Genomic DNA, 23,959 nt, shown 5'->3' on the forward strand with positions numbered 1-23,959 from the left:
TACCCGTCCTCACGTGACCACCGCGGACGCCGCGCCGGCCGGCTGCCAGACCCGCTGGAAGTCGAAGCGCGCCGCCTCCACCTCGTGCCGCTGGTCGGCGTGCAGCACGCCCAGCGCGTACGCCGTCGCCGGGGCGATCCGGGGCGTGCGCGCCGCCTGCGCCGAGGCCGCGGCCGCCTCCGCCGCCTCCCGGTGCCGGTCCAGTGCCGTGCAGGCGGCCGTCAGCAGCGTGACGTCCGCCCCGAGCGCCTCCTGCGCGTACCGGTGCACCCGCAGCAGGCCGCGCACCCGGTGCCAGGGCGCGTCCTGGGTCTCGTCGTCGACCAGCGCCTCCGCGTTGTACGGGTGCGCGGCCCGTACGAGCGGCAGCTCGGCGGCGGCCAGGTGCAGCCGGTCCGCCACCTGGGCGGACAGCGGCACCAGCACCTCGTCGGTGCGGCCGGCCGCGGCGATGCCGTCGAGCGGCACCTCGGAGGCCAGCACGGCCACCGCGTCGGCCACGGCGTGGAACCGCGAGGACCCCAGGGCGTGCAGGGTCGCCGAGTGGGCCCGCGTCCTGGCCAGGGTCAGCTGCCGCTCCAGCAGCGCGGCGGCGCGCGCCGACCCCACGGTGAGCGACCCCCGCGCCGCTCCCCGCGGGCCGGGCACGCCGGGCGCGTCCGGGGCCCCCGAGAGCCGGTGCAGCGCGTCCAGCAGCCGGGTCAGCCGGGCGGCGTACGCGTGCTCGTCGGCCAGCGTCGCCGACAGCCAGGTCAGCTCCGTGCGCAGGGCGTCGGCCCAGGCGGAGTCCGTGACCGGCCGGAAGGTGGCCAGCGAACCGCTGATCCGGCGCGCCGCGGCCCGCAGCGCGCGGGCCGCCTCCACCCCCTCGGCCGCGTCGGCACCGCTCTCCTCGTGCAGTCTCAGTCCGCGCAGGAAGGCGGTCGCCTGCGAGCGGAGGTAGGAACCGAGCACGTCCCCCGCGCTGGAGTCATGGTGTTGCAGAGCCACGCCGGCGCCTCCGGGCGTCTATGAGCATCTCCTGTACGTGCCGCAGCGGCATGCCGTCCGCGTCGGTGCTGTGCCGGGTCCAGTCCCCGTCCGGGCCCAGGTGCCAGGAGGAGCTGGCGTCCGACATGCCGGTCTCCAACAGCCGGTCCAGTGCCGCTCGGTGTGCCGGGTCGGTGACCCGGACCAGTGCCTCGATGCGGCGGTCGAGGTTGCGGTGCATCATGTCGGCGCTGCCGAGCCAGACCTCGGGCTCGCCGCCGTTGCCGAAGGCGAAGACCCGGGAGTGCTCCAGGAAGCGGCCGAGTACGGAGCGCACCCGGATGTTCTCCGAGAGTCCGGCGACGCCCGGGCGCACGGCGCAGATGCCGCGGACCCAGATGTCGACCGGGACGCCCGCCTGGGAGGCCCGGTAGAGGGCGTCGATCAGGGCCTCGTCGACGATCGAGTTGACCTTGATGCGGACGTAGGCGGGGCGGCCGGCGCGGTGGTGCGCCGCCTCCTTGTTGATCCGGGAGATCAGTCCGTCGCGCAGCGACTTCGGTGCGACCAGCAGGCGGCGGTAGGTCTCGCGGCGCGAGTAGCCGGACAGCCGGTTGAAGAGGTCGGAGAGGTCCGCGCCGACCTGCGGGTCGGCGGTGAGCAGGCCGAGGTCCTCGTAGAGGCGGGCCGTCTTGGGGTGGTAGTTGCCGGTGCCGACGTGCGAGTAGCGGCGCAGCAGCTCGCCCTCCTGGCGGACCACGAGCGACAGCTTGCAGTGGGTCTTCAGGCCGACCAGGCCGTACACGACGTGGCAGCCGGCCTCCTCCAGCTTGCGCGCCCACTTGATGTTGGCCTGCTCGTCGAAGCGGGCCTTGATCTCGACGAGTACGAGCACCTGCTTGCCGGACTCGGCCGCGTCGATCAGGGCGTCGACTATCGGGGAGTCGCCGGAGGTGCGGTACAGCGTCTGCTTGATGGCGAGCACGTCCGGGTCCGCGGCGGCCTGCTCCAGGAAGGCCTGCACGGAGGTGGAGAAGCTGTCGTACGGGTGGTGCAGCAGCACGTCCCGCTCGCGGAGCGCGGCGAAGATGTCGGGCGCGGAGGCGGACTCGACCTCGGCCAGGTCGCGGTGGGTGCCGGCGATGAACTTCGGGTACTTCAGCTCGGGCCGGTCGAGGGAGGCGATGCCGAACAGGCCGGTCAGGTCGAGCGGGCCGGGCAGCGGGTAGACCTCCGCGGGGCTGACCTTGAGCTCCTGGACGAGCAGGTCCAGTACGCCGGGGTCGATGGACTCCTCGACCTCCAGGCGGACGGGCGGGCCGAAGCGGCGCCGCATGAGCTCCTTCTCCAGGGCCTGGAGGAGGTTCTCGGCGTCGTCCTCCTCGACCTCCAGGTCCTCGTTCCGGGTCACCCGGAACATGTGGTGCGCGAGCACCTCCATGCCGGGGAAGAGCTCCTCCAGGTGCGCGGCGATGACGTCCTCCAGCGGGACGTAGCGCTGCGGGGAGGCCTCCAGGAAGCGCGAGAGCAGCGGCGGCACCTTGACGCGGGCGAAGTGGCGGTGGCCGCTGACGGGGTTCCGCACGACCACGGCCAGGTTCAGGGAGAGGCCGGAGATGTACGGGAAGGGGTGCGCGGGGTCGACGGCCAGCGGGGTGAGCACCGGGAAGATCTGGTTGCGGAAGAGGGTGAACAGGCGGGCCTGTTCCTTCTCCGTCAGCTCCGGCCAGCGGATCAGGTGGATGCCCTCCTCGGCGAGCGCCGGGGCGACGTCCTGCTGGTAGCAGGCGGCGTGCCGGGCCATGAGCTCGCGGGAGCGGGTCCAGATCAGTTCCAGCACCTCGCGGGGCTGGAGGCCGGAGGCGGAGCGGGTGGCGACCCCGGTCGCGATGCGCCGCTTCAGGCCGGCCACCCGGACCATGAAGAACTCGTCCAGGTTGCTGGCGAAGATGGCCAGGAAGTTGGCCCGTTCGAGGAGCGGGGTCGCCGGGTCCTCGGCCAGCTCCAGCACGCGCTCGTTGAACGCGAGCCAGCTGCGTTCGCGGTCGAGGAACCGGCCGGTGGGCAGCTCGGTGGCCGAGCCGTCCTCGTCGTAGGCGTCCAGATCCGCGTCCAGATCCGGCTCCAGGTCGGACACGACCGCGGCGACGGTGTGCGGCCGGTGCGCGGCTATGGACCCGACGGAGGGCTGCGGGTGCCTGGCACCCGACCCCTGGGGGCTCTGCTGGCCGGGGACCTCTGTGCTGCTCTGCTGGCTCATGCGTCCATTCTTCCGCGCACGCGGCAGTACAGGCGCGTCGGAAGGGGGCGCGGTGAGGCGCAGGGCGACGGGGTCGGCCGGTTGACGGAGTCCGTTGCGCTGGGACGGGTCGGCGACGGGCTTCATTGCGCGAGCGTCGCAAGGGCGTCTGAATGCCTGGTTAATGGCGTGTGGCCTGCAGGGGACCCGCGGGGCAAGCCCGTGACCCTGCCGTCACCTGAACGGGTGTACGGGCCGCTCGCCGGCGTCACGGGAAGCTCCCGGCGCGGGCACCCGGCACCCGCTCCCGGCGCGCGCACCCGCTCCCGGCCGGGCGGCCGGGCACCCGCACCGGGCACCCGCTCCCCGCACCCGCACCGGGCACCCGCTCCCCGCACCCGCTCCGGGCCGGCCGGGGCCGTGCGGCCGGCCCGGCCGCTTCCCGAAGGTCCTAGGACTCGGAGCGGTACATCAGGTCCACCTCGTGGGTGAGGAAGCCGAGGCGCTCGTACACGGCGAGGGCGGCGGGGTTGTCCGCGTCCACGTAGAGCATCGCCGTCGGCAGGCCGGCGTCCTCCAGGTGGTGCAGGCCGATGGCGGTGAGGGCCTTGCCCAGGCCGCCGCCCTGCTCTCCGGGGAGCACGCCGACCACGTAGACCTCGCCCAGCCGCTCCGCCGCGTGGACCTTGGTCCAGTGAAAGCCGACGAGGTGCCCGTCGCGCTCGGCGAGGAAGAAGCCCTTCGGGTCGAACCAGGGCTGCGCCTTGCGGTCGTCCAGGTCCCGCTGGGTCAGCGCGCCCTGCTCGGGGTGGTGGGCGAAGGCGGCGGCGTTCGCCGCGAGCCACGCCTCGTCGTCCCGGCCCGGGACGAAGGTGCGGACGGTGACGCCCTCGGGGAGCACCGGCTCCGGGACGGGTGCGCCGTCGTTCAAGGGGCGGCGCAGCTGGCGGAGTTCGCGGAAGAGGGTGAGGCCGAGGACCTGGGCGAGGTGCCGGGCGGCCGATTTGCCCCCGTGTGCCCAGACCCGGATGCGCTTGCCGGACGCGGCCAGGAGGGCGGTGCCGAGGGCGCGTCCGTGGCCGCGGCCGCGCAGCGCGGGGTGGACGACCAGCTCGGCGGCGGGCGCCTCCACCGGGTCGGTGTCTTCCAGTTGGGCGTACCCGGCGAGGCGGCCGTGCTCGGTGAGCAGGAAGTGGCGGATGCCCTCGCGGCGGCCCCCGGTGAGCTGGAGGCGGCCCTGTTCCGACACGGCGGTGGTGCCGTCGGTGAGCCTGGCCTCCTCGATCAGGCCGAGGACCGCTCCGGCCTGTTCCTGCGTCAGTTCGTCGAGTTCCTGGATCTGCCGTCCGGGCTCCAGCGCCGCTGCTGCGTCAGTCATACGTCGAGCGTACGGCGCCCGGCCCGCGCCCCCGGGGCAACCCCGGCCAGGCGTCCGCCCGTACCGGTCCGTTTCGTCCCCCTACGCCACAGCGCAACTGAACGGTAACCTGCCACCCCCTGTCGCGCTACGCGCGTTGACCGTAGGCTGCGGACGCGATTTCCGCACCCGACCTCCAGATCGCACGCTGCCTCGAAGGGGAACTGATGACAGCGACCACCCAACGACACCGCCGGGCACGCCGGTTGACCGCCGCCGCCCTCGCCGTCACGGCAGGGGCCGGCGCCCTCATCGTGGCCGCGCTGCCCGCCGGGGCGGCGCCGAGCGCGGCGTCCGACCGGCTGGTCGACGTACAGCTGCTGTCCATCAACGACCTGCACGGCACCCTGGAGCCCCCGCAGGGCTCCTCCGGCAACGTCTCCGAGCTGCAGGCCGACGGCACGACCAAGGCGATACCGGCCGGTGGTGTCGAGTACCTGGCGACCTCCCTGCGCAAGGCGCGCGAGGGCAAGTCCCACACCATCACCGCGGCCGCCGGCGACATGATCGGCGGCAGCCCGATGCTGTCCGGCCTGTTCCACGACGAGCCGACTATCGAGGCGATGAACAAGTTCGGCCTCGACGTCACCAGCGTGGGCAACCACGAGTTCGACGAGGGCCGCAACGAGCTGCGCCGCATGCAGTACGGCGGCTGTCACGCGGTCGAGGGCTGCTTCGAGTACGGCAAGACCTTCGAGGGCGCGAAGTTCCCGTACCTCGCCGCCAACGTGACCGACGAGAAGACCAAGCGCCCGCTGCTCTCCCCCACCTGGGTGTGGAAGAAGGACGGCGTCAAGATCGGCTTCATCGGCGTGACCCTGGAGGGCACCCCGGACGTCGTCACCGCCGAGGGCGTCAAGGGCCTGAAGTTCGGCGACGAGGTCGAGACGATCAACAAGTACGCCGCGCAGCTCAACGCGCAGGGCGTGAAGTCGATCGTCGCGCTCATCCACGAGGGCGGCCTGCCCGCCTCCGGCGCGTACAACTACGACTGCAACACCCCGGGCGCCGGCGCCGGCATCTCGGGCGCGATCGTGGACATCGCCAAGAACCTCGACCCGAAGGTCGACGCGCTGGTCACCGGCCACACGCACCAGGCCTACGCCTGCTCCATCCCGGACCCGGCCGGCCAGCCGCGCACGGTCACCTCGGCCGCCTCGCTGGGCCGTCTGTTCACCGAGACCACGCTCACCTACGACCGCGCGACCAAGGACATCGTCCGCACCGCGGTCAAGTCGGCCAACCACGTGGTCAACCGCGACCAGCCCAAGGCCTCGGACATGACCGAGCTGATCCAGCGCTGGAACGCGCTGGCCGCCCCGGTCGCCAACCGCCCGGTCGGCTACATCTCGGGCGACATCAACGGCCGCGGTTCCAGCGCGCCGGAGAAGCCGCTCGGCGACCTGATCGCGGACGCGCAGCTGGAGGCCCTGTCCCCGGCCGCCAAGGGCGGTGCGGAGCTGGCCGTCATGAACCCGGGCGGCATCCGCTCGGACCTCGCGTACAAGGCCTCCGGGGCCGAGGGCGACGGCGTGGTGACCTTCGGCGAGGCCTTCACGGTCCAGCCCTTCACCAACATGATGAACGTCGTGGACCTGACCGGCGCCCAGCTGATCACCATGCTCCAGCAGCAGGTCACCGGCCCGGTCAACGGCGCGAACCCGAAGATCCTCCAGGTCTCCAAGGGCTTCACGTACACCCTGGACCTGACCAAGGCCGGTGCCGACCGCATCGTCGTCGACTCGGTCCGGCTGAACGGCCAGGCCATCGACCCGGCGCGCACCTACCGCGTCGCGATGAACGAGTTCCTCGCGGGCGGCGGTGACGGCTTCACCGTCCTGAAGGAGCACAAGAACAAGCTGGTGGGCGCGTCCGACCTGGACGTCTTCAACGCCTACCTGGGCGCCCACTCCTCGGCGGCCGCCCCGCTGGCCCCGCCGGCGGCGGACCGGATCACGGTCGTCAAGTAAGGCGTACGCAGCACAGCGCGTCCCGGAGGGGGCGGCGGGCCACACCGGCCGGCCGCCCCCTCCGGCGTTCCCGGGCGCGGTGGCCGCGGTGCCGGCGCCTCAGAGGGTGTCGAGGAACGCCCGCACCGCCGCCGCGAACCCCTCCGGGTCCTGGAGCTGCACGAAGTGGTCCGTCTCCAGGGCGGTGTACGCGGTTCCCGGGCGCCGCGCGGCCATGTCGAGGGCCTGCTCGGTGGGCAGGGCCTGGCTCTTGAGGCCGTGGACGAGGAGGGCGGGGCAGTCGCTCGCGAGCCACCGCGCCCAGTGGTCGCCGTGCACCAGGTTCTCGGAGTCGACCGTGTCCTGCGGGTGGAAGGGCAGCCGCCAGCCGCTCCCGTCGGGCAGCGGGCGCAGGGCCGGGGCGATCGCGGAACCCAGCGGGCCGCAGGCGGCGACGAGTTCCTCCCGGGTGGGGGCGGTGTACGGGAAGCCCAGGACGAAGGCCAGCGGGCTGGTGCCGTGGTCGGGGAGGTCGGCCGGCGCGTCCACGTTGACCAGTGCCTCCACGCGGCCGGGGTGGGCGGCGGCGAGGTGGTAGGCGTTGATGCCGCCGAGGGAGTGCCCGAGGGCGACGACCCGGTCGAGGCCCAGGTGGTCGAGCAGGGCCAGGAGGTCGGCCAGGTAGCCGGCGCGCGTGTAGTCGGGGGCGCGGTCGGAGTCGCCGTGGCCGCGCTGGTCCGGGGCGATGACCCGCCATCCGGGGCCCAGGGCGGCGGCGAGCGCGGTGAAGGAGGCGCCCTCGGAGAGGTGGCCGTGCAGGGCGAGGAGCGGCCGGCCGGCGCCGCCGCTGTCCAGGAAGGACAGGGCGCGGCCGCCGACGGACAGGCTGGAACGCGTGAACTCGCTGCTCATGACGGTCTCCTCGATGCGCTTCCGGGGCCGGGCGACTGCCGGCGACCCTGACTATACGAGCGTATAGGACGATTGTGCAATACGGTTGTATAGATCGAGCGCCCGACCGGGCATGCGGTACCTGTTCCCTACGTGACGTGAACACGTCATAATCCCTGCGACTGCGGGGCCAGCGAACCCAGGGGGGACGGGCCATGAGCCTGGATCGGCGTGCGTTTCTCGTCGGAGCGGTGGCGGCCGGCGCCTCCGTGGCACTGGGCACCGGTACGGCGGCGGCCGCCGGGACCCAGGACTGGATGGGCGCCCTCGCGGACGCGACGCCCCTGCGGCGGATGACCATCCCCGGCACCCACGACTCCGGGGCCCGGTACGGCGGCCTCTACGTGGCCTGCCAGAACACCACGATCGCCGAGCAGCTGTCGTACGGGATCCGCTTCCTCGACGTGCGCTGCCGCGTCACCGGCGGCTCCTTCGCCATCCACCACGGCGCGTACTACCAGAACCTGATGTTCGGCGACGTCCTCGTCGCCTGCCGGGACTTCCTCGCCGCGCACCCCCGCGAGACCGTCCTGATGCGGCTGAAGCAGGAGTACAGCGAGGAGAGCGACGCCACCTTCCGGGCGGTCTTCGACGACTACCTCGACCGGCGGGGCTGGCGCCCGCTCTTCCGCATCGACCCCGCGCTGCCGGACCTCGGCGGCGCCCGCGGCAAGGTCGTCCTGCTCGCCGACAACGCCGGGCTGCCGGGCGTCCGGTACGGCTCCGCCGACGTCTTCGACATCCAGGACGACTACATGGCGGAGCCCTTCGCCAAGCGCACCCGCATCGAGGACCACTTCCGCAAGGCCGTCCGGGAGCCCGGCAAGCTCTTCGTGAACTACACGAGCACCGCCGCCCTGCTCCCGCCCCGCTGGAACTCCGACCGCCTCAACCCGCAGGTCCACGCCTTCGTCGACGGCGCGGAGATGGCGGGCAGGACCGGGCTCGGCATCGTCCCCATGGACTTCCCCAACACCCGGTCCGGCCTCGTCGACGCGCTCCTCCGCCACAACGGCTGACCGCTCAGGCCCCCGGCACCTCCGGCGGCGGGGTCGGCGCGCCCGGCAGCCGGAGCACCGCCACCGTCCCCGGTTCCGCCGGCCGCAGCTCCACCGTGCCGCCCGCCTGCTGCACCGTACGGGCCACGATCGACAGCCCCAGCCCGCTGCCCGGCAGGGCGCGGGCGGACGGGGAGCGCCAGAAGCGGTCGAAGACGTGCGGCAGTTCGTCCGCCGGGATGCCGGGACCGTGGTCCCGTACGGTCAGCTCGCCGCCGTGCAGCTCCACCTCCACGGCACCGCCGGACGGGCTGAACTTCACCGCGTTGTCCAGCACGTTGACCACCGCCCGCTCCAGCGCGGCCGGCTCGGCCCGTACGTACCAGGGCTCCAGCGCGGCCATGTACGCCAGCTCCGGGCCGCGAAGCCGGGCCCGCGACAGGGCGCTCTCCGCGATGTCATGCAGGCCCACCACCCGGAGCGGCCCGGGCGCCGCCGCGTCGGGGCGGGACAGCTCCTGGAGGTCGCCGATCAGCGCGGCCAGCTCCGTCATCTGCGCCTTCACCGAGGCCAGCAGCTCCCTGCGGTCCTCCGGCGGGATGGCCCGGCCGGTCTCCTCGCTGCGCGCGAGCAGCTCGACGTTGGTGCGCAGCGAGGTCAGCGGGGTGCGCAGCTCGTGCCCGGCGTCCGCGATCAGCTGCGCCTGCCGGTCCCGGGAGGAGGCCAGGGCGGCCGTCATGGAATTGAAGGAGCGCGAGAGCCGCGCGATCTCGTCCTCGCCCTCGTCGGGGATCCGGACGGTGAGGTCCTCGGTACGGGCGATGTGCTCGACCGCACCGGTGAGTTCGTCCACCGGGCGCAGCCCGGTCCGCGCCACCCACAGGCCGGCCGCCCCGGCGCCGACCACGCCGATGCCGCCGAGGCCGAGCAGGACCCAGGCCAGCGTGCCGAGCGGCTTGTCGATGTCGGCAAGCGGCTTGGCGATCGAGAGGGCCAGCAGCTGGCGGGCGCCGTTCGGCTGCGTGGTGGTGGCCGGCTGGGTGTAGACCCGCAGCTTCGTGCCGGCCTCGGTGGTCACGTCGTGCAGGGAGGAGGCCAGGTCGCCCCGCGCCACGGCGAGGTCGTCGGCGGTGACGGGCAGCGTCTGCGGGCCGGCCACCCAGCAGTGCGAGCCGCCGGCCAGCACCAGCTGGACGCTCGCGTTGAGGTTGCCGCCCACCCCGACGCTCTCCGCGGGGGCGGTCGGCCGGCAGCCGATCGGGCTGGACAGGACCTGGTTGGCCGCCCGCGCCGCGGCGTCGGGGTCTATCGCCTTCAGCGACTCGTCCAGCTGCGTCCTGAGCTGGCCGCGCACCATGAACCAGCACGCGGCCGCCACCGCCGCCACCGCGAAGGCCACCGCGGCGGCCACCAGGATGGCCAGCCGGGAGCGCAGCGGGAGCGCGCGGAAGCTCCGGAGCCGGCGCAGCGGGCTCACTCGGCGCCCCCGCCGTCACCCGCGCGCAGCACGTACCCGACGCCCCGCACGGTGTGGACCAGGCGCGGCTCGCCGCCCGCCTCGGTCTTGCGGCGCAGGTACATCACGTACACGTCCAGGGAGTTGGAGCTGGGCTCGAAGTCGAAGCCCCACACGGTCTTCAGGATCTGCTCCCGGGTCAGCACCTGCCGCGGGTGGGCCAGGAACATCTCCAGCAGCGTGAACTCGGTGCGGGTCAGCTCCACCGGCCGCCCCGACCTGGTGACCTCGCGCGTGGCCAGGTCCATCCGCAGGTCGCCGAAGGACAGCACGTCCTCCGGCTGCCCGTCGCCGGCCGCCGGGGCGGCGTACGCGCTGCGCCGCAGCAGCGCCCGGATCCGGGCGAACAGCTCGTCCAGCTCGAAGGGCTTGACCAGGTAGTCGTCCGCGCCCGCGTCGAGACCGGTGACCCGGTCGCCGACCGTGTCGCGGGCGGTGAGCATCAGCACGGGCGTGGTGGACCCGGCGGCGCGCAGCCGCCTGGCCGCGGTCAGCCCGTCCATGCGGGGCATCTGGATGTCGAGCACGATCAGGTCGGGCTCGTACGCGGCCGCCTTCTCCAGGGCGTCGAGCCCGTCGACGGCGGTCTCCGTGCCGTACCCCTCGAAGGCGAGGCTGCGGCGCAGGGCCTCGCGGACGGCGGGCTCGTCGTCGACGATCAGAATGCGCTGTTGGTCGCCGTCGGCGGGGTTCATCGGGTCCGGTCCTTCTCAAGAGGGTGGAGGCCCGGGGGATCCCGGGCCTCCAGACTGACACGGCGGGATCAGAAGCCGGTGCCGAACAGGCCGCCGCCGGAGCCGTCGCCGGAGCCGCGGCCGGAGTCCTGGTTGCCGGATCCGCCGGTGCCGCCGCTGCCGCCGTCGCGCAGGGAGCCGAGGTCCTTCTTGACGGTGTTCACCGGGATGGCGAAGCCGAGGCCGACGCTGCCCGCGCTGGACTGGCCGGTGGAGGGCGAGTAGATCGCGGAATTGATGCCGATGATCTCGCCGTTCATGTTGATCAGCGCCCCGCCGGAGTTGCCGGGGTTGAGCGAGGCGTCGGTCTGGATGGCCTTGTACGTGGTCTTCGACGAGCCGGTGTCGCCGTTGAACTGACGCCCGCCGAACTCGAAGGGCCAGCCGCCGCCCTGCTGCCACTGCTGCTGCTGTTCGTTCTGCCCCTCGGACTTGGCGACCGTGACGTCGCGGTCCAGGGCCGAGACGATGCCGCTGGTGACCGTGCCGGTCAGGCCTTCGGGGGAGCCGATGGCCACGACCTGGTCGCCGACGTTCACCTGGGAGGAGTCGCCGAGCTTGGCGGCCTTCAGTCCGCTCGCCCCTTCGAGCTTGATCAGGGCGAGGTCCTTGTCGGGGTCGGTGCCGAGCACCCTGGCCTTGTAGGTCTTGCCGTCCGAGGTCCGTACGGTGATCTCGCTCGCCCCCGCGACCACGTGGTTGTTGGTGACGATCTCGCCGTCGGAGGTGACGATCACGCCGGAGCCGGTGGCCTTGCCCGAGCCGGTGGTGGCGCCGATCTCCACGATGGAGGGCATCACCTGCCGGGCGACGCCGCTGACCGTGCCGTCGCTCGACCGGGAGACGTTCGTGCCCAGGACGCCGGGGCCGGAGGTCCCGCCGTGGGTGAGGAACTGCTGGATCGCCACCGAGGTGCCGCCGCCGATCAGCGCGGCCGCCATGGCCACCGCGGCCAGGAGCGCGACCGGGCGCTTGGCGCGGGCGGCGTGCGCCGGACCCTCGCCGGGCGCGGCCGCAGGAGTGGCCCAGCCGGTGCCCCAGCCGGAACCGCCGTGGCCGCCGCCGGCGTGCCCGCCGCCACCCTGTCCGTCGCCACCCTGCCCGTCGCCACCGTGGGCCGGGGCGGCGCCGCTCCCGTGCGCGGTGGCCGGCGGGACCGTCTCACCGCGGATCACCTGCGGCGCGTGGGCCTCGAACCACCCCGGCGCGGGCGGCGGGTACGCCGGCGGCGCCGGGTGGCCGGAGCCGGCCTGGGTCTCGTGGGCCAGCCGCTCACGGCCGCGCTGGAACTCGTCGCCGAAGACCGGCTGCTGCTGGGTCGGGTTCTCCTGCTGCGGGTACTCGCCTTCGCGGCGGTGGCTCTCGGTCATGGCAACGACTCTCGCCGCGGATCATGAGAGCTTCCTGAGTGCGCGCTGAGAAGCCCGACAGAAGGCTGTATGCCCGATGTAAAGACGCCCGGCGGACGTCCCGCGGGGGCAGGGTCAGCCCACCGGGTCGCAGCCGCAGGAGCGGCGGACGACCAGGGCCGACGGGAACTGCTTCAGCCGCTCGCGCCGCGATCCGGCGACCCGCAGCGCGTCGTCCAGCACCAGGTCGACGGCGGCCCGGGCCATCGCCGGCCGGTCGGAGGCGATGGTGGTCAGCGGCGGGTCGGTGAGCGCCGCCTCCTTGACGTCGTCGAAGCCGGCGACCGCGAGCTCGCCCGGGACGTCGATGCGCAGCTCGCGGGCCGCGCGCAGCACGCCGATCGCCTGGTCGTCGGTGGCGCAGAAGATGGCCGTCGGCCGGTCCGGGCGCGCCAGCACCTCCAGTGCCACGCGGTAGGCGTCGTAGCGGTTGTACGGGGCCTCGATGAGCCGGCCCTCGACCGAGCGGCCGGACTCCAGCATGGCCCGCCGCCAGCCCTCGACGTGGTCGGCGACCGGGTCGCCGACGGAGGGGGTGTTCTCGATGCCGCCGATGCACGCCACGTACTCGTGCCCGTGCTCCAGCAGGTGGCGGGTGGCGAGCTGGGCGCCGCCGATGTCGTCGGTGACCACGGCCACGTCGTCGATCGCCTCGGGCCGCTCGTGCAGCAGCACGACCCGGGCGTCCCAGGCCTCGATCTCGCTGGCGGCCTGCTCGCTCATGCCCTGGCTGACCAGGATCAGGCCGGAGACCCGCATCCCGAGGAAGGCCCGCAGGTAGTGGACCTCGCGCTCGGTGCGGTAGTCGGAGTTGCCGACGAGCACCATCTTCCCGCGCTCGGCGGCGGCCTGCTCGACCGCGTGTGCCATCTCGGCGAAGAAGGGCTGCCGGGCGTCCGGGACGATCATGCCTATGAGGTCCGTGCGCCGCGAGGCCATCGCCTGGGCCACCCGGTCCGGCCGGTACCCCAGTTCCTTGATCGCGGCGAGTACACGCTCGCGCGTGGCCGGGGCGACCGGCCTGGGTCCGTTGTTGATGACGTAACTCACGACCGCGGTCGAAGTACCCGCCAGTCGCGCTACGTCATCCCGCGTCACCTTGGCCACGGGCGGAATTCTACGCGGGGTGACCGTCCCGTGGGCAGGGAGTCTGCCCACTGGACGATCACGATCCCGTACTCCTAACGGGCGACGGGGGCCCCGGCCTCGGACGCGGTGTCCGCCGCGGCCTTGCTGCGGGCCTCCTCGGCCGCCCGTTCCACCTTCTCCGGGGCGACGAAGCGGTAGCCGACGTTGCGCACGGTGCCGATCAGCGACTCGTGCTCCGGGCCGAGCTTCGCGCGCAGCCGCCGTACGTGCACGTCCACCGTCCGGGTGCCGCCGAAGTAGTCGTACCCCCACACCTCCTGGAGCAGCTGGGCCCGGGTGAAGACCCGCCCCGGGTGCTGCGCGAGGTACTTGAGCAGCTCGAACTCCTTGAAGGTCAGGTCCAGCACCCGGCCCTTGAGCTTGGCGGAGTACGTCGCCTCGTCGACCGACAGGTCGCCGTTGCGGATCTCCATGGGGGAGTCGTCGGAGCCGATCTGCTGGCGGCCCATGGCCAGCCGCAGCCGGGCCTCGACCTCGGCCGGTCCGGCGGTGTCGAGGAGCACGTCGTCGATGCCCCAGTCGGCGGTGACGGCCGCGAGGCCGCCCTCGGTCACCACCAGCAGCAGCGGACAGCCGGGTCCGGTGGAGCGCAGCAGCTGGCACAGGGAGCGCACCTGCGGCAGGTCCCGGCGGCCGTCGATGAGGATCACGTCGGCGCCGGGGGTGTCCACCAGGGCGGGGCCCTCGGCGGGCGCCACCCGGACGCTGTGCAGGAGCAGACCGAGGGCGGGCAGCACCTCGGTCGAGGGCTGGAGGGCGTTGGTCAGAAGCAGGAGGGAGCTCATCGCCGACCACCTGCCCGGTTCGGACGGTCGTGCGTGGTTCGCTGGCCCATCACGTCGGTTCCTCCTCGGTCCCGTCGAGGACTTTCGCGGCACTGCTTCGTACGAGGTGCGGCCCCCGCGCCCTGGGGCCCGCCACCGGAAGCGGTATGAACCAAGGGTTCCACCGGTCCCGGTGTTCGTGCTGTGTTCAACGTGCTGAAAGCACAAAAGGACCCGGGGGCAACGTTGCCCGGATCCTCTGCCCAGCAGAATAGCCCACATGAATCCCGCTGGAGAGGGCCGGGCGAAACCCGGTCCTGTGGTCCGCACCACGCTCCGCACGGCGGACGGGGTGCCGATCGAGGCGGTCCACGTGCCCTGCGCGGTGCCCTCGCGGGACTCCGGAACGCCCGGTCCGCACCCGGTCGCGATCGTGGTCGCGCACGGCTTCACGGGCTCTGCCGACCGGCCTGCCGTGCGGCGTGCGGCGACGGCCTTCGCCCAGCGTGCGGGCGTGATCACGTTCTCCTTCCGGGGCCACGGGCGGTCCGGCGGGCGGTCCACGGTGGGCGACCGCGAGGTGCTCGACCTGGACGCCGCGGTGGCCTGGGCGAGGGCCCTGGGATACCCACGCGTCGCGACCGTCGGCTTCTCGATGGGCGGCTCCGTGGTGCTCCGGCACGCGGCGCTCGGGGCCGCGGGACCAGGGGGGCGCACGGAGGCACGTACGGATGCGGTGGCCGCCGTCAGTGCGCCCGCGCGCTGGTACTACCGGGGCACCGCGCCGATGCGCCGGCTGCACTGGGTCGTGACCACGCCGGCCGGCCGCCTGGTGGCCCGGGCGGGGCTGGGCACGCGGATCTCCGGGGCGCGGTGGTCGCCGGTGCCGCTCGCCCCGTACGAGGCGGTGCCGCTGATCGCGCCGACGCCCGTACTGGTCGTGCACGGCGACCGGGACCCCTACTTCCCGCTCGACCACGGACACATGCTGGCCGCGGCCGGGCCCGCCGAGCTGTGGGTGGAGCGGGGCATGGGCCACGCCGAGAACGCGGTGGACGACGACCTGCTCGCGCGGCTGGCGGACTGGCTGGCCGTGACGGCTGTGAGGTAGCCACAGCACGAGGCGGCATCATGGAGGCCCGACGAAAGGAGCTGCTGTGGCAGCGGGAACCATCCGCTACTGGGCGGCGGCGAAGGCCGCGGCCGGGATCGCGGAGGAGCCGTACGCGGCCGCGACCCTGGCCGAGGCGCTGGACGCGGCCCGCGAGCGGCACCCCGGGGAACTGGTCCAGGTGCTGAAGCGCTGCTCGTTCCTGGTGGACGAGGCCCCGGTGGGCACGCGTCCGCACGAGTCGGTGCGGCTGACCGACGGCGGCACCGTCGAGGTCCTCCCGCCGTTCGCGGGCGGGTGAGCCGAGATGACCGAACGCCCGTCCTCCTCGCCGGCGCCGGGGGATCCCGACCCGTACGCCACGCAGACCTGGTCCTCCGAGACCTGGGACACCACCTACCAGCCGACGGTGCCGCCGCAGGCGGCTGCCGGTGCCCCCGCTGCTGCGGGTTCGCCGTCGCCGTCGTCGCCCTCGCCCGAGCGGGCGTGGCCGGACGCCTCCGCCGCCGGGCGGGAGTGGCCGGCAGCCGACGCCTCCGCCGCGGCCTGGCCGGCGGCCGGTACGGGTTCCGCCCCGGCCTGGCCCGAGGCGGGTACGGGCGCGGGCGCGGGCTCCCCGTGGCCCGGGGCCGGTACGGGAGCGGGTGACGCCGGAGCCTCCGGTACCGCCTGGCCCGGGGCCGGTACGGGTACGGGCGCGCCCGGCGTCCCGTCGGAGCCCGCGGCCCCGTCGTGGGCCCGCCGGTACGACACCCCGGCGCCCGGTACCGGCACCCCGTCCTGGGCCGCCGCCGACGACCGGTGGCCGGATGCCTCCGCCTCCGCCTCGGGGGCGTGGCAGGAGCCCGGCACCGGCTCCGCACCCGTGTGGCCCGAGGCCGGCACCGGAGCGGTCCCCGCCCCGTCCCCCGAGTCCGCCACCCCGTACGCCCACCCCCCGGCCGACACCGGCCACACCCCTGCCCAGCAGGGCGCGGACGCCCCGTACACCCCGTCCCCGCAGGTCGCGGACCCGTCGTACGGCCCGGTGTCTCACGGCGCGGACGGCTCTCATGCGGTCGGCCGGCACGGTGCGGAGGACTCGTACACCCCTTCCCGGCAGGGTGCGGACGACCCGTACGCGGGCGGCCGGCAGGGTGCGGATGACTCGTACACCCCGTCCCCGCAGGGCGCGGACCCGTCGTACGGCCGGGCCCCGCAGGGTGCGGACGGCTCGTACGCCGCCGTCCCGCAGGGCACCGACGCCGCCGCCACCGCCTATCTCCCGCCGGTCCGGGACGACGCTCCCGCCCCCTACGGCACCGACGCCGCGGCGACCGCGTACCTGCCGCCGGTCCGGGACGACGCCCCGGCGCCGCACGGCACCGGCACCGGCACCGGCACCGGCAGCGTGGCCGGGGACGAGGGCGGGGCCGGGGGGCCCGCGTACTCCTCTCCCGTGACCCTCGGGAACACCCGGATCCGGGACCCGAGGCAGGCGCGGGCCGAGGGCCGGTCGCCGATCATCGACCCGGGCCCGCAGTCCGCGCTGCTCACGGCGGGCCTCGGCGCCCTCATGGCGCTCGCCGCCGCCTTCGGCGCGTACGCCCTGCTGCTCCCGCTGGTGGCCCTCCAGGGCCTGACCGCGGCCGGCTGGTTCCGGCTCAACGGCATGTGGCCCGCCCGCCAGGGCATCGCCCTGGCCTTCGCCGGTGCCCTCGTCGCCGACGCCGCCGTGCTGGCGGTGGCCGAGCTCCACGCGCCCGGCGCGATCATCGGCACCCTCGGCGCGTGGGTGCTGCTGACCCTGGTGCTCCAGCTCCGCAGCCACGCCGACCCGGACGAGCGGGTGTACGGGCTGATGGCGAGCGTGGCCTCGGCCGCCCTCGCGATCGTCTGCGCCGGCTACCTCGCCGCCGACCCGGCCGCCGTCACCACCGGCGCCGCCGCCGTGGGCGTGGCCGCCGTGGTGCGGGCCCTGCCGCTGCCCCCCGCCCCCTCCGTGGCCGCCTCGCTGCTGTCCGCGGCGGGCGCGGGCCTGGCCGTCGGCGGGCTCACCTCCGTGGGCGCGGGCGGCGCGCTCGTGGGCCTCGCGGCGGGCGTGTGCACCCTGGTCGGGCTGCGCGTGGCCGCGTACGACTACCCGTCGAAGTTCGTCCACATGACCGCGGGCGTCGCGCTGCCGCTGGCCGCCGCCGCGCCGGCGGTCTACCTGGTGGGGCGGGTCGTCGGCTGAGGACGGGGTAGGCGCGAAGGCGGCGCGGCGGGACCACCGACCGCGCCGCCCACACGATCCGGCACGGACACACATGGGGGGCTACGACACCGTGCGAGCACTGCGGATACTGCTGATCATCGGAGTGGTCCTGACGGGCCTGCTGGTCGCCGTCGACCGGTTCGCCGTCGGGTACGCGGAGGACAAGCTGGCCGCCAGGGTCCACTTCAGCCAGGGCCTGGCGGGCAGCACGGACGTGGACATCAGGGGCTTCCCCTTCCTCACCCAGGTCGTGGGCTACGAGCTGGACCAGGTCGACGCCCACCTGCGCGGCATCGAGGCGGACACCGCCGGCCGCCGGGTGCGCATCACCTCGATCGACGCGAGCTTCCACGATGTGAAGCTGAGCGCCGACTACAACGGCGGCACCGCCGCCCGGGCCGACGGCGAGGCCTTCCTCTCGTACGCCGACCTGACCGCGGCCTCGCAGACCGGCGTGACGGTCGCCTACGGGGGCGCGCCGGGCAAGGTGAAGGTGACCGCCTCCGTCGAGATCCTCGGCCGCACCTTCTCCCGCAGCGTGACCTCCACGGTCAGCCTGGTGGAGGGCAACGTGGTGCGGGTGCGCGCCGAGCACGTGCCGGGCGAGGGCTTCCCGGGCCTGGAGGAGCTGATCCGCAAGAAGACCGACTTCGACCGGCCGGTGGACGCCCTGCCCAAGGGCCTCGACCTGACCTCCGTCACCTCGGACGGCAAGGGCGTACGGGCCGTCCTGAAGGGCACCGCGGTGAACCTCGGCGCCCGCTGACCGCTCCCGCCCACGAAACCGTCCCCCAAGGCCAGCCCAGGCTCCGCCCGAGCGGGCCTTGGCCGCATAGTGAGACGGCGCAGTCCGAACCGCAGATGGTGCCCTCCCGCCCAGGCCGCGCAGGGCTTGCGGCGGGTTCGGAAGGGGTCTTCCGTCCCGCAATCCGGACGATCCCGTCTCGGCATATGACACACCGGTGACAGGGGGCCCGGATCGTCCCTACGATCCCTTGTCATGAAGCGACAGGCGGACCTCACGAAGCGGCGGGCAGTAGACCTGTGCCGCGTCGCCGCCATGCTCTGTCGATCGATGTGAGCGACCGGCGCTTCACGTAAGCGCGCAGCTCCCTCCCGGCCGTACGCACACGACGGCCGTCCCGCGTGACACGCACCCCCGCCGCCCGCCCCGCCCCGGCCCGCCTCCCCGCGCCGCCGGACCGCGGACGCCCGGGCGCACCCGGAACCGCGCACGCACCACACCGCAGCACCCGCACAGCCCGCCGCACACTGCCCCGGAGGAGATCACCATGAGCCGCAGCGACGTCCTCGTCGACGCCGACTGGGTCGAGGCCCACCTGGACGACCCGAAGGTCGTCGTCGTCGAGGTGGACGAGGACACGTCCGCCTACGACAAGAACCACATCCGCAACGCCGTCCGGATCGACTGGAAGCAGGACCTCCAGGACCCGGTCCGCCGCGACTTCGTGGACCAGGAGGGCTTCGAGAAGCTCCTCTCCGCCAAGGGCATCGGCAACGACGACACGGTCGTCCTCTACGGCGGCAACAACAACTGGTTCGCGTCCTACGCCTACTGGTACTTCAAGCTGTACGGCCACCAGGACGTCAAGCTCCTCGACGGCGGCCGCAAGAAGTGGGAGCTCGACTCCCGCGACCTGGTCGACGGCTCCGAGGTCCCGAACCGCCCGGCCACCGAGTACAAGGCCCAGGCCCAGGACACCTCCATCCGCGCCTTCCGCGACGACGTCGTGGCCGCCATCGGCGCCCAGAACCTGGTGGACGTCCGCTCGCCCGACGAGTTCAGCGGCAAGCTGCTCGCCCCGGCCCACCTCCCGCAGGAGCAGTCGCAGCGCCCCGGCCACGTGCCGAGCGCCCGCAACATCCCGTGGTCGAAGAACGCCAACGACGACGGCACCTTCAAGTCGGACGACGAGCTCAAGGCCCTCTACGAGGCCGAGCAGGTCGACCTGTCGAAGGACACCATCGCCTACTGCCGCATCGGTGAGCGCTCCGCGCTGACCTGGTTCGTCCTGCACGAGCTGCTGGGCCAGGAGAACGTCAAGAACTACGACGGCTCCTGGACCGAGTACGGCTCCCTCGTCGGCGTGCCGATCGAGCTCGGCGCCAACAAGTAATCCGGGCACGCGACGCCCTCGTACGACCTCTCTAGGACAGGACAGAGAACATGTGTGGAGCACAGATCGGCGGGCCCGACCTCGCGACGCTGAAGCCCGGTGAGACCGCCATCCAGGGCCAGGTGACCAAGGACGGCGAGCCCGTCAGCGGTTACGTCCGCCTGCTGGACTCGACCGGCGAGTTCACCGCGGAGGTCCCCACCTCGGCCACCGGCCAGTTCCGCTTCTACGCCGCCACCGGCGAGTGGACGCTGCGTGCGCTGGTGCCCGGCAGCCAGGCCGACCGCAAGGTCGTCGTGGTCGAGCAGGGCGGCGTGACGGACGTCGCGATCGCGGTCTGACCGCGAGCTGACCGCCCGCGGTCACCAGAACAGGCCGGAGGGCCGCACCCCAGGGGGTTGGACGCCACTGGACGGGGTGCGGCCCTCCGCGCCGTCGCCGGCTCCCCCCGTGCCGTTCCGGTGCGGGGGGATTTCCGTACGCTGGAGACATGTACGCCCGGCGCCGACGCGTCTACTTCCTCATGATGGGCGGATGCCTCGTCCTCTTCGTCTCCGCCTGGGCCTTCGTGCGGCTGTGGTCGGTGGAGGCGGCGGTGGGGATGTGCGTGGTCGCGATGGTGATCCCGCCGGTGGCGGCCATGATGGCGAACCGCCGCGGCCCCGACGACCGCTGGTGGGACGACCCCTCCGGGGACCCGCAGTCCGACGAGTGGTGGGACGAACTGGACGGAAAGCGGCGGCGGGACGAATAACGTCCGCCCGGAGATCAAACCGTGATCCGGAACGGCGCAACCCTGTTCGGGACCCCGTGGTCTGCTGTGTGCACAGGTAACGAAACCTGTGTCGCAACGTCCTGTGGGGGGACCCTTGGAACCAGAGCAGACCATCCCTGAGCAGCGGAAACAGGAGGAGGTCCGACCGGAGCCGGTAAGTCCGGAATTCCCGGTTGCGAACGAACCGTCCGCGGAGCCGGAGTCCGTACCGGAGTCCGTACCGGAAGCGGTACCGGCCCCCGCCGTACGCCCGCGCCGCCCCGGCCGCACCACCCTCCTGATCGCCGCCGCCGCGGTGCTCGGCGCCCTCGCCGGCACCGCCACGGGCTACGCCGTCCAGTACGACCGCGAGCCCACCCCGCTCCCACCGCTGGCCCAGCGGTTGGCTCCGTCGAAGACCGCCCCCGGCGTGCCCGGCCGCACCAACACCCGGACCCTGAACGTCCACCGGTGGGCGAAGTCCGACGGCGACCTCCGCGAGCTGCTGGTGAAGAAGCCGAAGGGCGCGAAGGACTTCGGCGCCGGCAAGGCGGACTGGGTGCCCCTCGTCACGTACGCCGCGGACTTCGACTGGCCGGACCGCGCCTTCCGGCACTTCGCCAACGAGGACCTGCGCAGGGTGGCCCGGGTCGAGTGGCAGGAGCGCGGCGAGGTCTTCGTGGTCGTCGAACTCGCGCAGTTCAACGACACGACACAGCTCGCCGCCGCCGACTTCGCCGAGCAGCAGCAGGGTTACGAGGAGAAGGACGCGGGCAACGACGGCAAACCCCTGCCCGGCAGTGGCAACGGACGCGTCTTCGTGCACGACCAGCCCTTCCGGAAGGCCGGCTACGAGCCCGTCTACCAGGGCCAGGCCATTGCCCGCCGCGGTGACGTGGTGATGCGGGTCTACTACCGGAACAACACCCGCCCGGTGTCCGAGAAGGCCCTCATGGACCTGGCGAAGCGACAGTGGGAGCGACTGTGACCGAGCAGCCCGAGAGCCCTCTCGGGACCCCCGCGGCTGCCGCCACGGCGACGCCGGCTCCGGCCGCCGCTCCCGCCGACCCCGCGGCCCGGCGAGGTGCCCGCCGCAAGGCGGTCGCCATGGGAGCGGCCGTCCTCGTCCTCGCCTCCCTGGCGGCAGGCGGTGTCTGGGCCGACGCCAGGCTCGCCGAAGCCGACCGCACCGCGCCCACCGTCGTCCTCGCGGAGGCCCCGGTTCCGTCCGCCTCGGCGACGCCCGCCCCGACGCGGCCCGCGGGCCTGGCCGGCAGCCTCCTCCCCGTGCCCGGCGGCTACGAGCTCGGTCCTGACATCGACGAGTTCGGGCGCGACGTCGAGCTCTCCGAGCGGCAGGCCGTCGCGCAGTTCAAGGAGTCCTCCCGCAACCTGCCCGCCGCGCAGCGGAGCAAGCAGAGCAAGGCCGTGGACAAGCTGGGGCTGGGCGGCATGGCCATGCGCAGTTACCGGGCTCTGGGCGGCGACCTGGTCGTGGAGATCAAGCTCGCGCAGATCAAGAACGCGAAGGACGGCCGCAAGCTCGCGCAGTACCAGAAGGAGTTCGCCGACTGGCTCGGCATCTTCCGCAAGGGGCCGAAGATCGAGGGCCACGGGAAGGCCTCGTGCTTCCTGCTGCCGAAGACGGACGGCTCGAAGCTCGACGGCATGTTCTGCAGCGCGTACGAGGGCGACGTGCTCGTCAGCATGATGGCGACCGGTCCGAAGCCGTTCCAGACCACCGAAGCCGCGTCGATCCTGCGCGAGCAGCTCGACCACCTGACGTCCCCCGGGGAGCGCGTGTGACCGAGCAGACGATTCCCCAGCCGGAGGCGACTTCCGGGACCACCCCCGAGGTCGTCGCCGGAGCCGTCCCGGAGGCCGCTCCCGGGGTCGGTGCCCAGGCGGAGCCCGCTTCCGGTCCCGCCCCGCAGCCGTCGAAGGACCGCGGTGCGCTGCGCGCCCTCGCCCGCTGGACCGCCGCCGTGCTCGTCTGCGGAGCGGTCGGCAGCGGTGTGGCGTACGCGATCACCACCCAGGAGCGGACCGACCTGCCGGGGCTGAGCACCCGGGACGACGGGCGCTGGGCGTATCCGGCGGTCGCCCGGCCGCCGCTGCCCCCGGGGGCGCCGCTGCCCTTCGTCTCAGAGAACCCCGGCCGGGTCCACTACGCGGACCTCGCCGCGTTGCTCGTCCCGTCCCCGGCAGGGGCGCGCCCGGACACCACGCTGGGGGACGCGAAGACGCACGTCGCTCCGACGGAGCGCTTCCTCGCCCAGTACGACCCGAGCGACCGGGAAGAGCTGCGCCAGGCGCTGGTGGACCACGGGCTGCGCCAGGTCGTCGCCCGCGGCTGGACGATGCCGGACGGCACGTCCACCCGCGTCTTCCTGCTCCGCTTCGGCAGCAGCCAGGTCGTTTCCGAGGTCATGCGCACGAACCTGAGCGGGGCCTCCGAGGCCGTCGTCAAGCCCCTCGGCATCGAGTCGTTCGAGCTGCTCGACGAGGCCTACCCGGCGGACGCGGAGGCGGACAACACGAGCATCACCGTCTTCGACGAGGGTGAGCCGCGCGGCGACGAGCACGTCCGGCACGCGTACGTCGAAGCGGGCGACGTGATCGCCCTCGTCATCCAGTCCCGGAAGGGCTCTGCCCCCGCGGTCCCGTTCCACCAGACGGTCGTACTCCAGGACCAGCTGCTCGGCTGACCCCGCCGCCCCCCTACGCGCCCCCCGTCCCCCGATGTGACGGTGGAGCGCACCTCGCAGAGAGGGTCCGGTCCCGGCCCGATAGTCTGGGACCGGCCCTCCCCCCGGCCGTGCGGCCGGGGAACCAACCGAATCGTCCGAGGAGCACCCCGTGCTTGAGGCAGTCTTCACCTCCCTGCTGGTCCTGGTCTGCGTCGGCGTTCTCGCCTTCACCGGCCTGGCCGTGAAGAAGCTGTACCAGGGTCAGCGCTGACCACCCCGGAACCCCTCTCCGCACCCACAGATCGCCTGAGCCGCTCATGATCCAGATCCCGTCCGACCTCAAGCCGGACCTCGTCCCCCTCGCGTTCCTCCTCGGCACCTGGGAAGGCGCGGGCGTCTTCGACTTCCCCGGCGACGAGAAGTGCAACTTCGGCCAGGAAGTCGTCTTCAGCCACGACGGCCGGGACTTCCTGGAGTACACCTCGCACAGCTGGGTCCTCGACGCCGAGGGCAAGAAGGTCCGCCCGCTGGAGTCGGAATCCGGCTACTGGCGCATCGACAAGGACCGCAAGGTCGAGATCGTCATGGTCCGCGACCAGGGCGTCGTCGAGGTCTGGTACGGCGAGCTGGCCGACGGCAAGCCGCAGATCGACCTGGTCACCGACGCGGTGGCCCGTACCGCGGCCTCCGGCCCGTACAGCGGCGGCAAGCGCCTCTACGGCTACGTCAACGGCGACCTGATGTGGGTCGGCGAGAAGGCGACGCCCGACGTCGAGCTGCGCCCGTACATGTCGGCCCAGCTGAAGAAGGTCGTCACCCCGGAAGAGGTCGCCGAGATGGCGCGCAACCTCCCGGACATGCCGGACGACGGCATCGCGTTCTTCCGCTGAGCGGAAGGGCCCGAGCACGCCGGAACGAAGGGGACCGCGGCCCGC

At 73.3% G+C, this 23,959-nt stretch carries 23 protein-coding genes; 14 read left to right on the forward strand and 9 right to left on the reverse strand.

What is annotated here, in order from left to right; translation table 11 throughout:
• Positions 1–9 precede the first annotated feature (9 nt).
• The 3 genes from ACIQUR_RS04400 to mshD all read right to left on the reverse strand — a co-directional run bounded on the left by ACIQUR_RS04400 (position 10) and on the right by mshD (position 4,586).
• On the reverse strand, positions 10–990 hold the full coding sequence (locus ACIQUR_RS04400; RefSeq protein WP_403658125.1) for a CHAD domain-containing protein: 981 nt from the start codon (positions 988–990) through the stop codon (positions 10–12).
• Positions 971–3,229 (reverse strand): RNA degradosome polyphosphate kinase, encoded by a 2,259-nt coding sequence (locus ACIQUR_RS04405; protein ID WP_403658128.1) that lies wholly within the window; start codon positions 3,227–3,229, stop codon positions 971–973. The genes ACIQUR_RS04400 and ACIQUR_RS04405 overlap by 20 nt, the downstream gene beginning before the upstream one ends.
• Before the next feature lie 430 nt (positions 3,230–3,659).
• Positions 3,660–4,586, reverse strand: coding sequence for a mycothiol synthase (mshD, locus tag ACIQUR_RS04410; RefSeq protein ID WP_403658131.1), 927 nt, complete (start codon positions 4,584–4,586; stop codon positions 3,660–3,662).
• Between the two features lie 206 nt (positions 4,587–4,792).
• On the opposite strand from mshD, the gene ACIQUR_RS04415 reads away from it, so the two are divergent.
• The gene (locus tag ACIQUR_RS04415) at positions 4,793–6,595 is read left to right on the forward strand and encodes a bifunctional metallophosphatase/5'-nucleotidase (RefSeq protein ID WP_403658134.1); all 1,803 of its coding nucleotides are present in this window, start codon (positions 4,793–4,795) and stop codon (positions 6,593–6,595) included.
• A gap of 99 nt (positions 6,596–6,694) precedes the next feature.
• Here the strand turns inward: ACIQUR_RS04415 and ACIQUR_RS04420 are convergent, their stop codons facing one another.
• The gene (locus tag ACIQUR_RS04420) at positions 6,695–7,486 is read right to left on the reverse strand and encodes an alpha/beta fold hydrolase (protein ID WP_403658136.1); all 792 of its coding nucleotides are present in this window, start codon (positions 7,484–7,486) and stop codon (positions 6,695–6,697) included.
• A gap of 194 nt (positions 7,487–7,680) precedes the next feature.
• On the opposite strand from ACIQUR_RS04420, the gene ACIQUR_RS04425 reads away from it, so the two are divergent.
• Entirely contained in the window at positions 7,681–8,544 is an 864-nt protein-coding gene (locus tag ACIQUR_RS04425) for a phosphatidylinositol-specific phospholipase C (RefSeq protein ID WP_403658139.1), read from the forward strand.
• A gap of 4 nt (positions 8,545–8,548) precedes the next feature.
• Here ACIQUR_RS04425 and ACIQUR_RS04430 read toward each other — a convergent pair whose 3' ends face one another.
• The 5 genes from ACIQUR_RS04430 to ACIQUR_RS04450 all read right to left on the reverse strand — a co-directional run bounded on the left by ACIQUR_RS04430 (position 8,549) and on the right by ACIQUR_RS04450 (position 14,116).
• Positions 8,549–10,000, reverse strand: a complete 1,452-nt coding sequence (locus ACIQUR_RS04430; protein ID WP_403658142.1) for an ATP-binding protein — start codon at positions 9,998–10,000, stop codon at positions 8,549–8,551.
• Positions 9,997–10,734, reverse strand: coding sequence for a response regulator transcription factor (locus ACIQUR_RS04435; protein ID WP_403658145.1), 738 nt, complete (start codon positions 10,732–10,734; stop codon positions 9,997–9,999). The genes ACIQUR_RS04430 and ACIQUR_RS04435 overlap by 4 nt, the downstream gene beginning before the upstream one ends.
• A 68-nt stretch (positions 10,735–10,802) precedes the next feature.
• Positions 10,803–12,143, reverse strand: coding sequence for a S1C family serine protease (locus tag ACIQUR_RS04440; protein ID WP_403658148.1), 1,341 nt, complete (start codon positions 12,141–12,143; stop codon positions 10,803–10,805).
• 114 nt (positions 12,144–12,257) lie between these two features.
• On the reverse strand, positions 12,258–13,289 hold the full coding sequence (locus ACIQUR_RS04445; RefSeq protein WP_403658151.1) for a LacI family DNA-binding transcriptional regulator: 1,032 nt from the start codon (positions 13,287–13,289) through the stop codon (positions 12,258–12,260).
• A 74-nt stretch (positions 13,290–13,363) separates the two neighbouring features.
• Positions 13,364–14,116, reverse strand: coding sequence for a winged-helix domain-containing protein (locus tag ACIQUR_RS04450; RefSeq protein ID WP_403658154.1), 753 nt, complete (start codon positions 14,114–14,116; stop codon positions 13,364–13,366).
• A gap of 259 nt (positions 14,117–14,375) precedes the next feature.
• Here ACIQUR_RS04450 and ACIQUR_RS04455 point away from each other — a divergent pair, with 259 nt between their 5' ends.
• The 12 genes from ACIQUR_RS04455 (at position 14,376) to ACIQUR_RS04510 (ending at position 23,914) form a co-directional block, all read left to right on the forward strand.
• Complete coding sequence (locus ACIQUR_RS04455) at positions 14,376–15,206, forward strand: alpha/beta hydrolase (RefSeq protein WP_403658157.1); 831 nt, start codon at positions 14,376–14,378, stop codon at positions 15,204–15,206.
• Positions 15,207–15,252: 46 nt separating this feature from the next.
• On the forward strand, positions 15,253–15,507 hold the full coding sequence (locus ACIQUR_RS04460; RefSeq protein WP_403658160.1) for a MoaD/ThiS family protein: 255 nt from the start codon (positions 15,253–15,255) through the stop codon (positions 15,505–15,507).
• 6 nt (positions 15,508–15,513) lie between these two features.
• Positions 15,514–17,421 carry a hypothetical protein gene (locus ACIQUR_RS04465; RefSeq protein ID WP_403658162.1) on the forward strand — a complete coding sequence of 636 codons (1,908 nt, stop codon included), beginning with the start codon at positions 15,514–15,516 and terminating at the stop codon, positions 17,419–17,421.
• A 91-nt stretch (positions 17,422–17,512) separates the two neighbouring features.
• On the forward strand, positions 17,513–18,208 hold the full coding sequence (locus tag ACIQUR_RS04470) for a DUF2993 domain-containing protein (protein ID WP_403659795.1): 696 nt from the start codon (positions 17,513–17,515) through the stop codon (positions 18,206–18,208).
• 234 nt (positions 18,209–18,442) lie between these two features.
• Positions 18,443–18,523, forward strand: a complete 81-nt coding sequence (locus ACIQUR_RS04475; RefSeq protein ID WP_365035947.1) for a putative leader peptide — start codon at positions 18,443–18,445, stop codon at positions 18,521–18,523.
• Between the two features lie 211 nt (positions 18,524–18,734).
• On the forward strand, positions 18,735–19,580 hold the full coding sequence (locus ACIQUR_RS04480; RefSeq protein ID WP_403658165.1) for a sulfurtransferase: 846 nt from the start codon (positions 18,735–18,737) through the stop codon (positions 19,578–19,580).
• A 50-nt stretch (positions 19,581–19,630) separates the two neighbouring features.
• A complete protein-coding gene (locus tag ACIQUR_RS04485; protein WP_399939012.1) occupies positions 19,631–19,921 on the forward strand; it encodes a DUF1416 domain-containing protein in 291 nt (96 codons plus the stop codon).
• Between the two features lie 149 nt (positions 19,922–20,070).
• Positions 20,071–20,334 (forward strand): DUF3099 domain-containing protein, encoded by a 264-nt coding sequence (locus ACIQUR_RS04490; protein ID WP_403658168.1) that lies wholly within the window; start codon positions 20,071–20,073, stop codon positions 20,332–20,334.
• Between the two features lie 115 nt (positions 20,335–20,449).
• Complete coding sequence (locus tag ACIQUR_RS04495; RefSeq protein WP_403658171.1) at positions 20,450–21,322, forward strand: hypothetical protein; 873 nt, start codon at positions 20,450–20,452, stop codon at positions 21,320–21,322.
• A complete protein-coding gene (locus ACIQUR_RS04500) occupies positions 21,319–22,140 on the forward strand; it encodes a hypothetical protein (protein ID WP_403658174.1) in 822 nt (273 codons plus the stop codon). Before ACIQUR_RS04495 ends, ACIQUR_RS04500 begins: the two co-directional genes overlap by 4 nt.
• Positions 22,137–23,042 carry a hypothetical protein gene (locus tag ACIQUR_RS04505; RefSeq protein WP_403658177.1) on the forward strand — a complete coding sequence of 302 codons (906 nt, stop codon included), beginning with the start codon at positions 22,137–22,139 and terminating at the stop codon, positions 23,040–23,042. The genes ACIQUR_RS04500 and ACIQUR_RS04505 overlap by 4 nt, the downstream gene beginning before the upstream one ends.
• Before the next feature lie 299 nt (positions 23,043–23,341).
• A complete protein-coding gene (locus tag ACIQUR_RS04510; RefSeq protein ID WP_403658180.1) occupies positions 23,342–23,914 on the forward strand; it encodes an FABP family protein in 573 nt (190 codons plus the stop codon).
• Positions 23,915–23,959 lie beyond the last annotated feature (45 nt).

The sequence above is a fragment of the Streptomyces sp. NPDC101132 genome, from assembly GCF_044759225.1.
GTDB lineage: Bacteria > Actinomycetota > Actinomycetes > Streptomycetales > Streptomycetaceae > Streptomyces.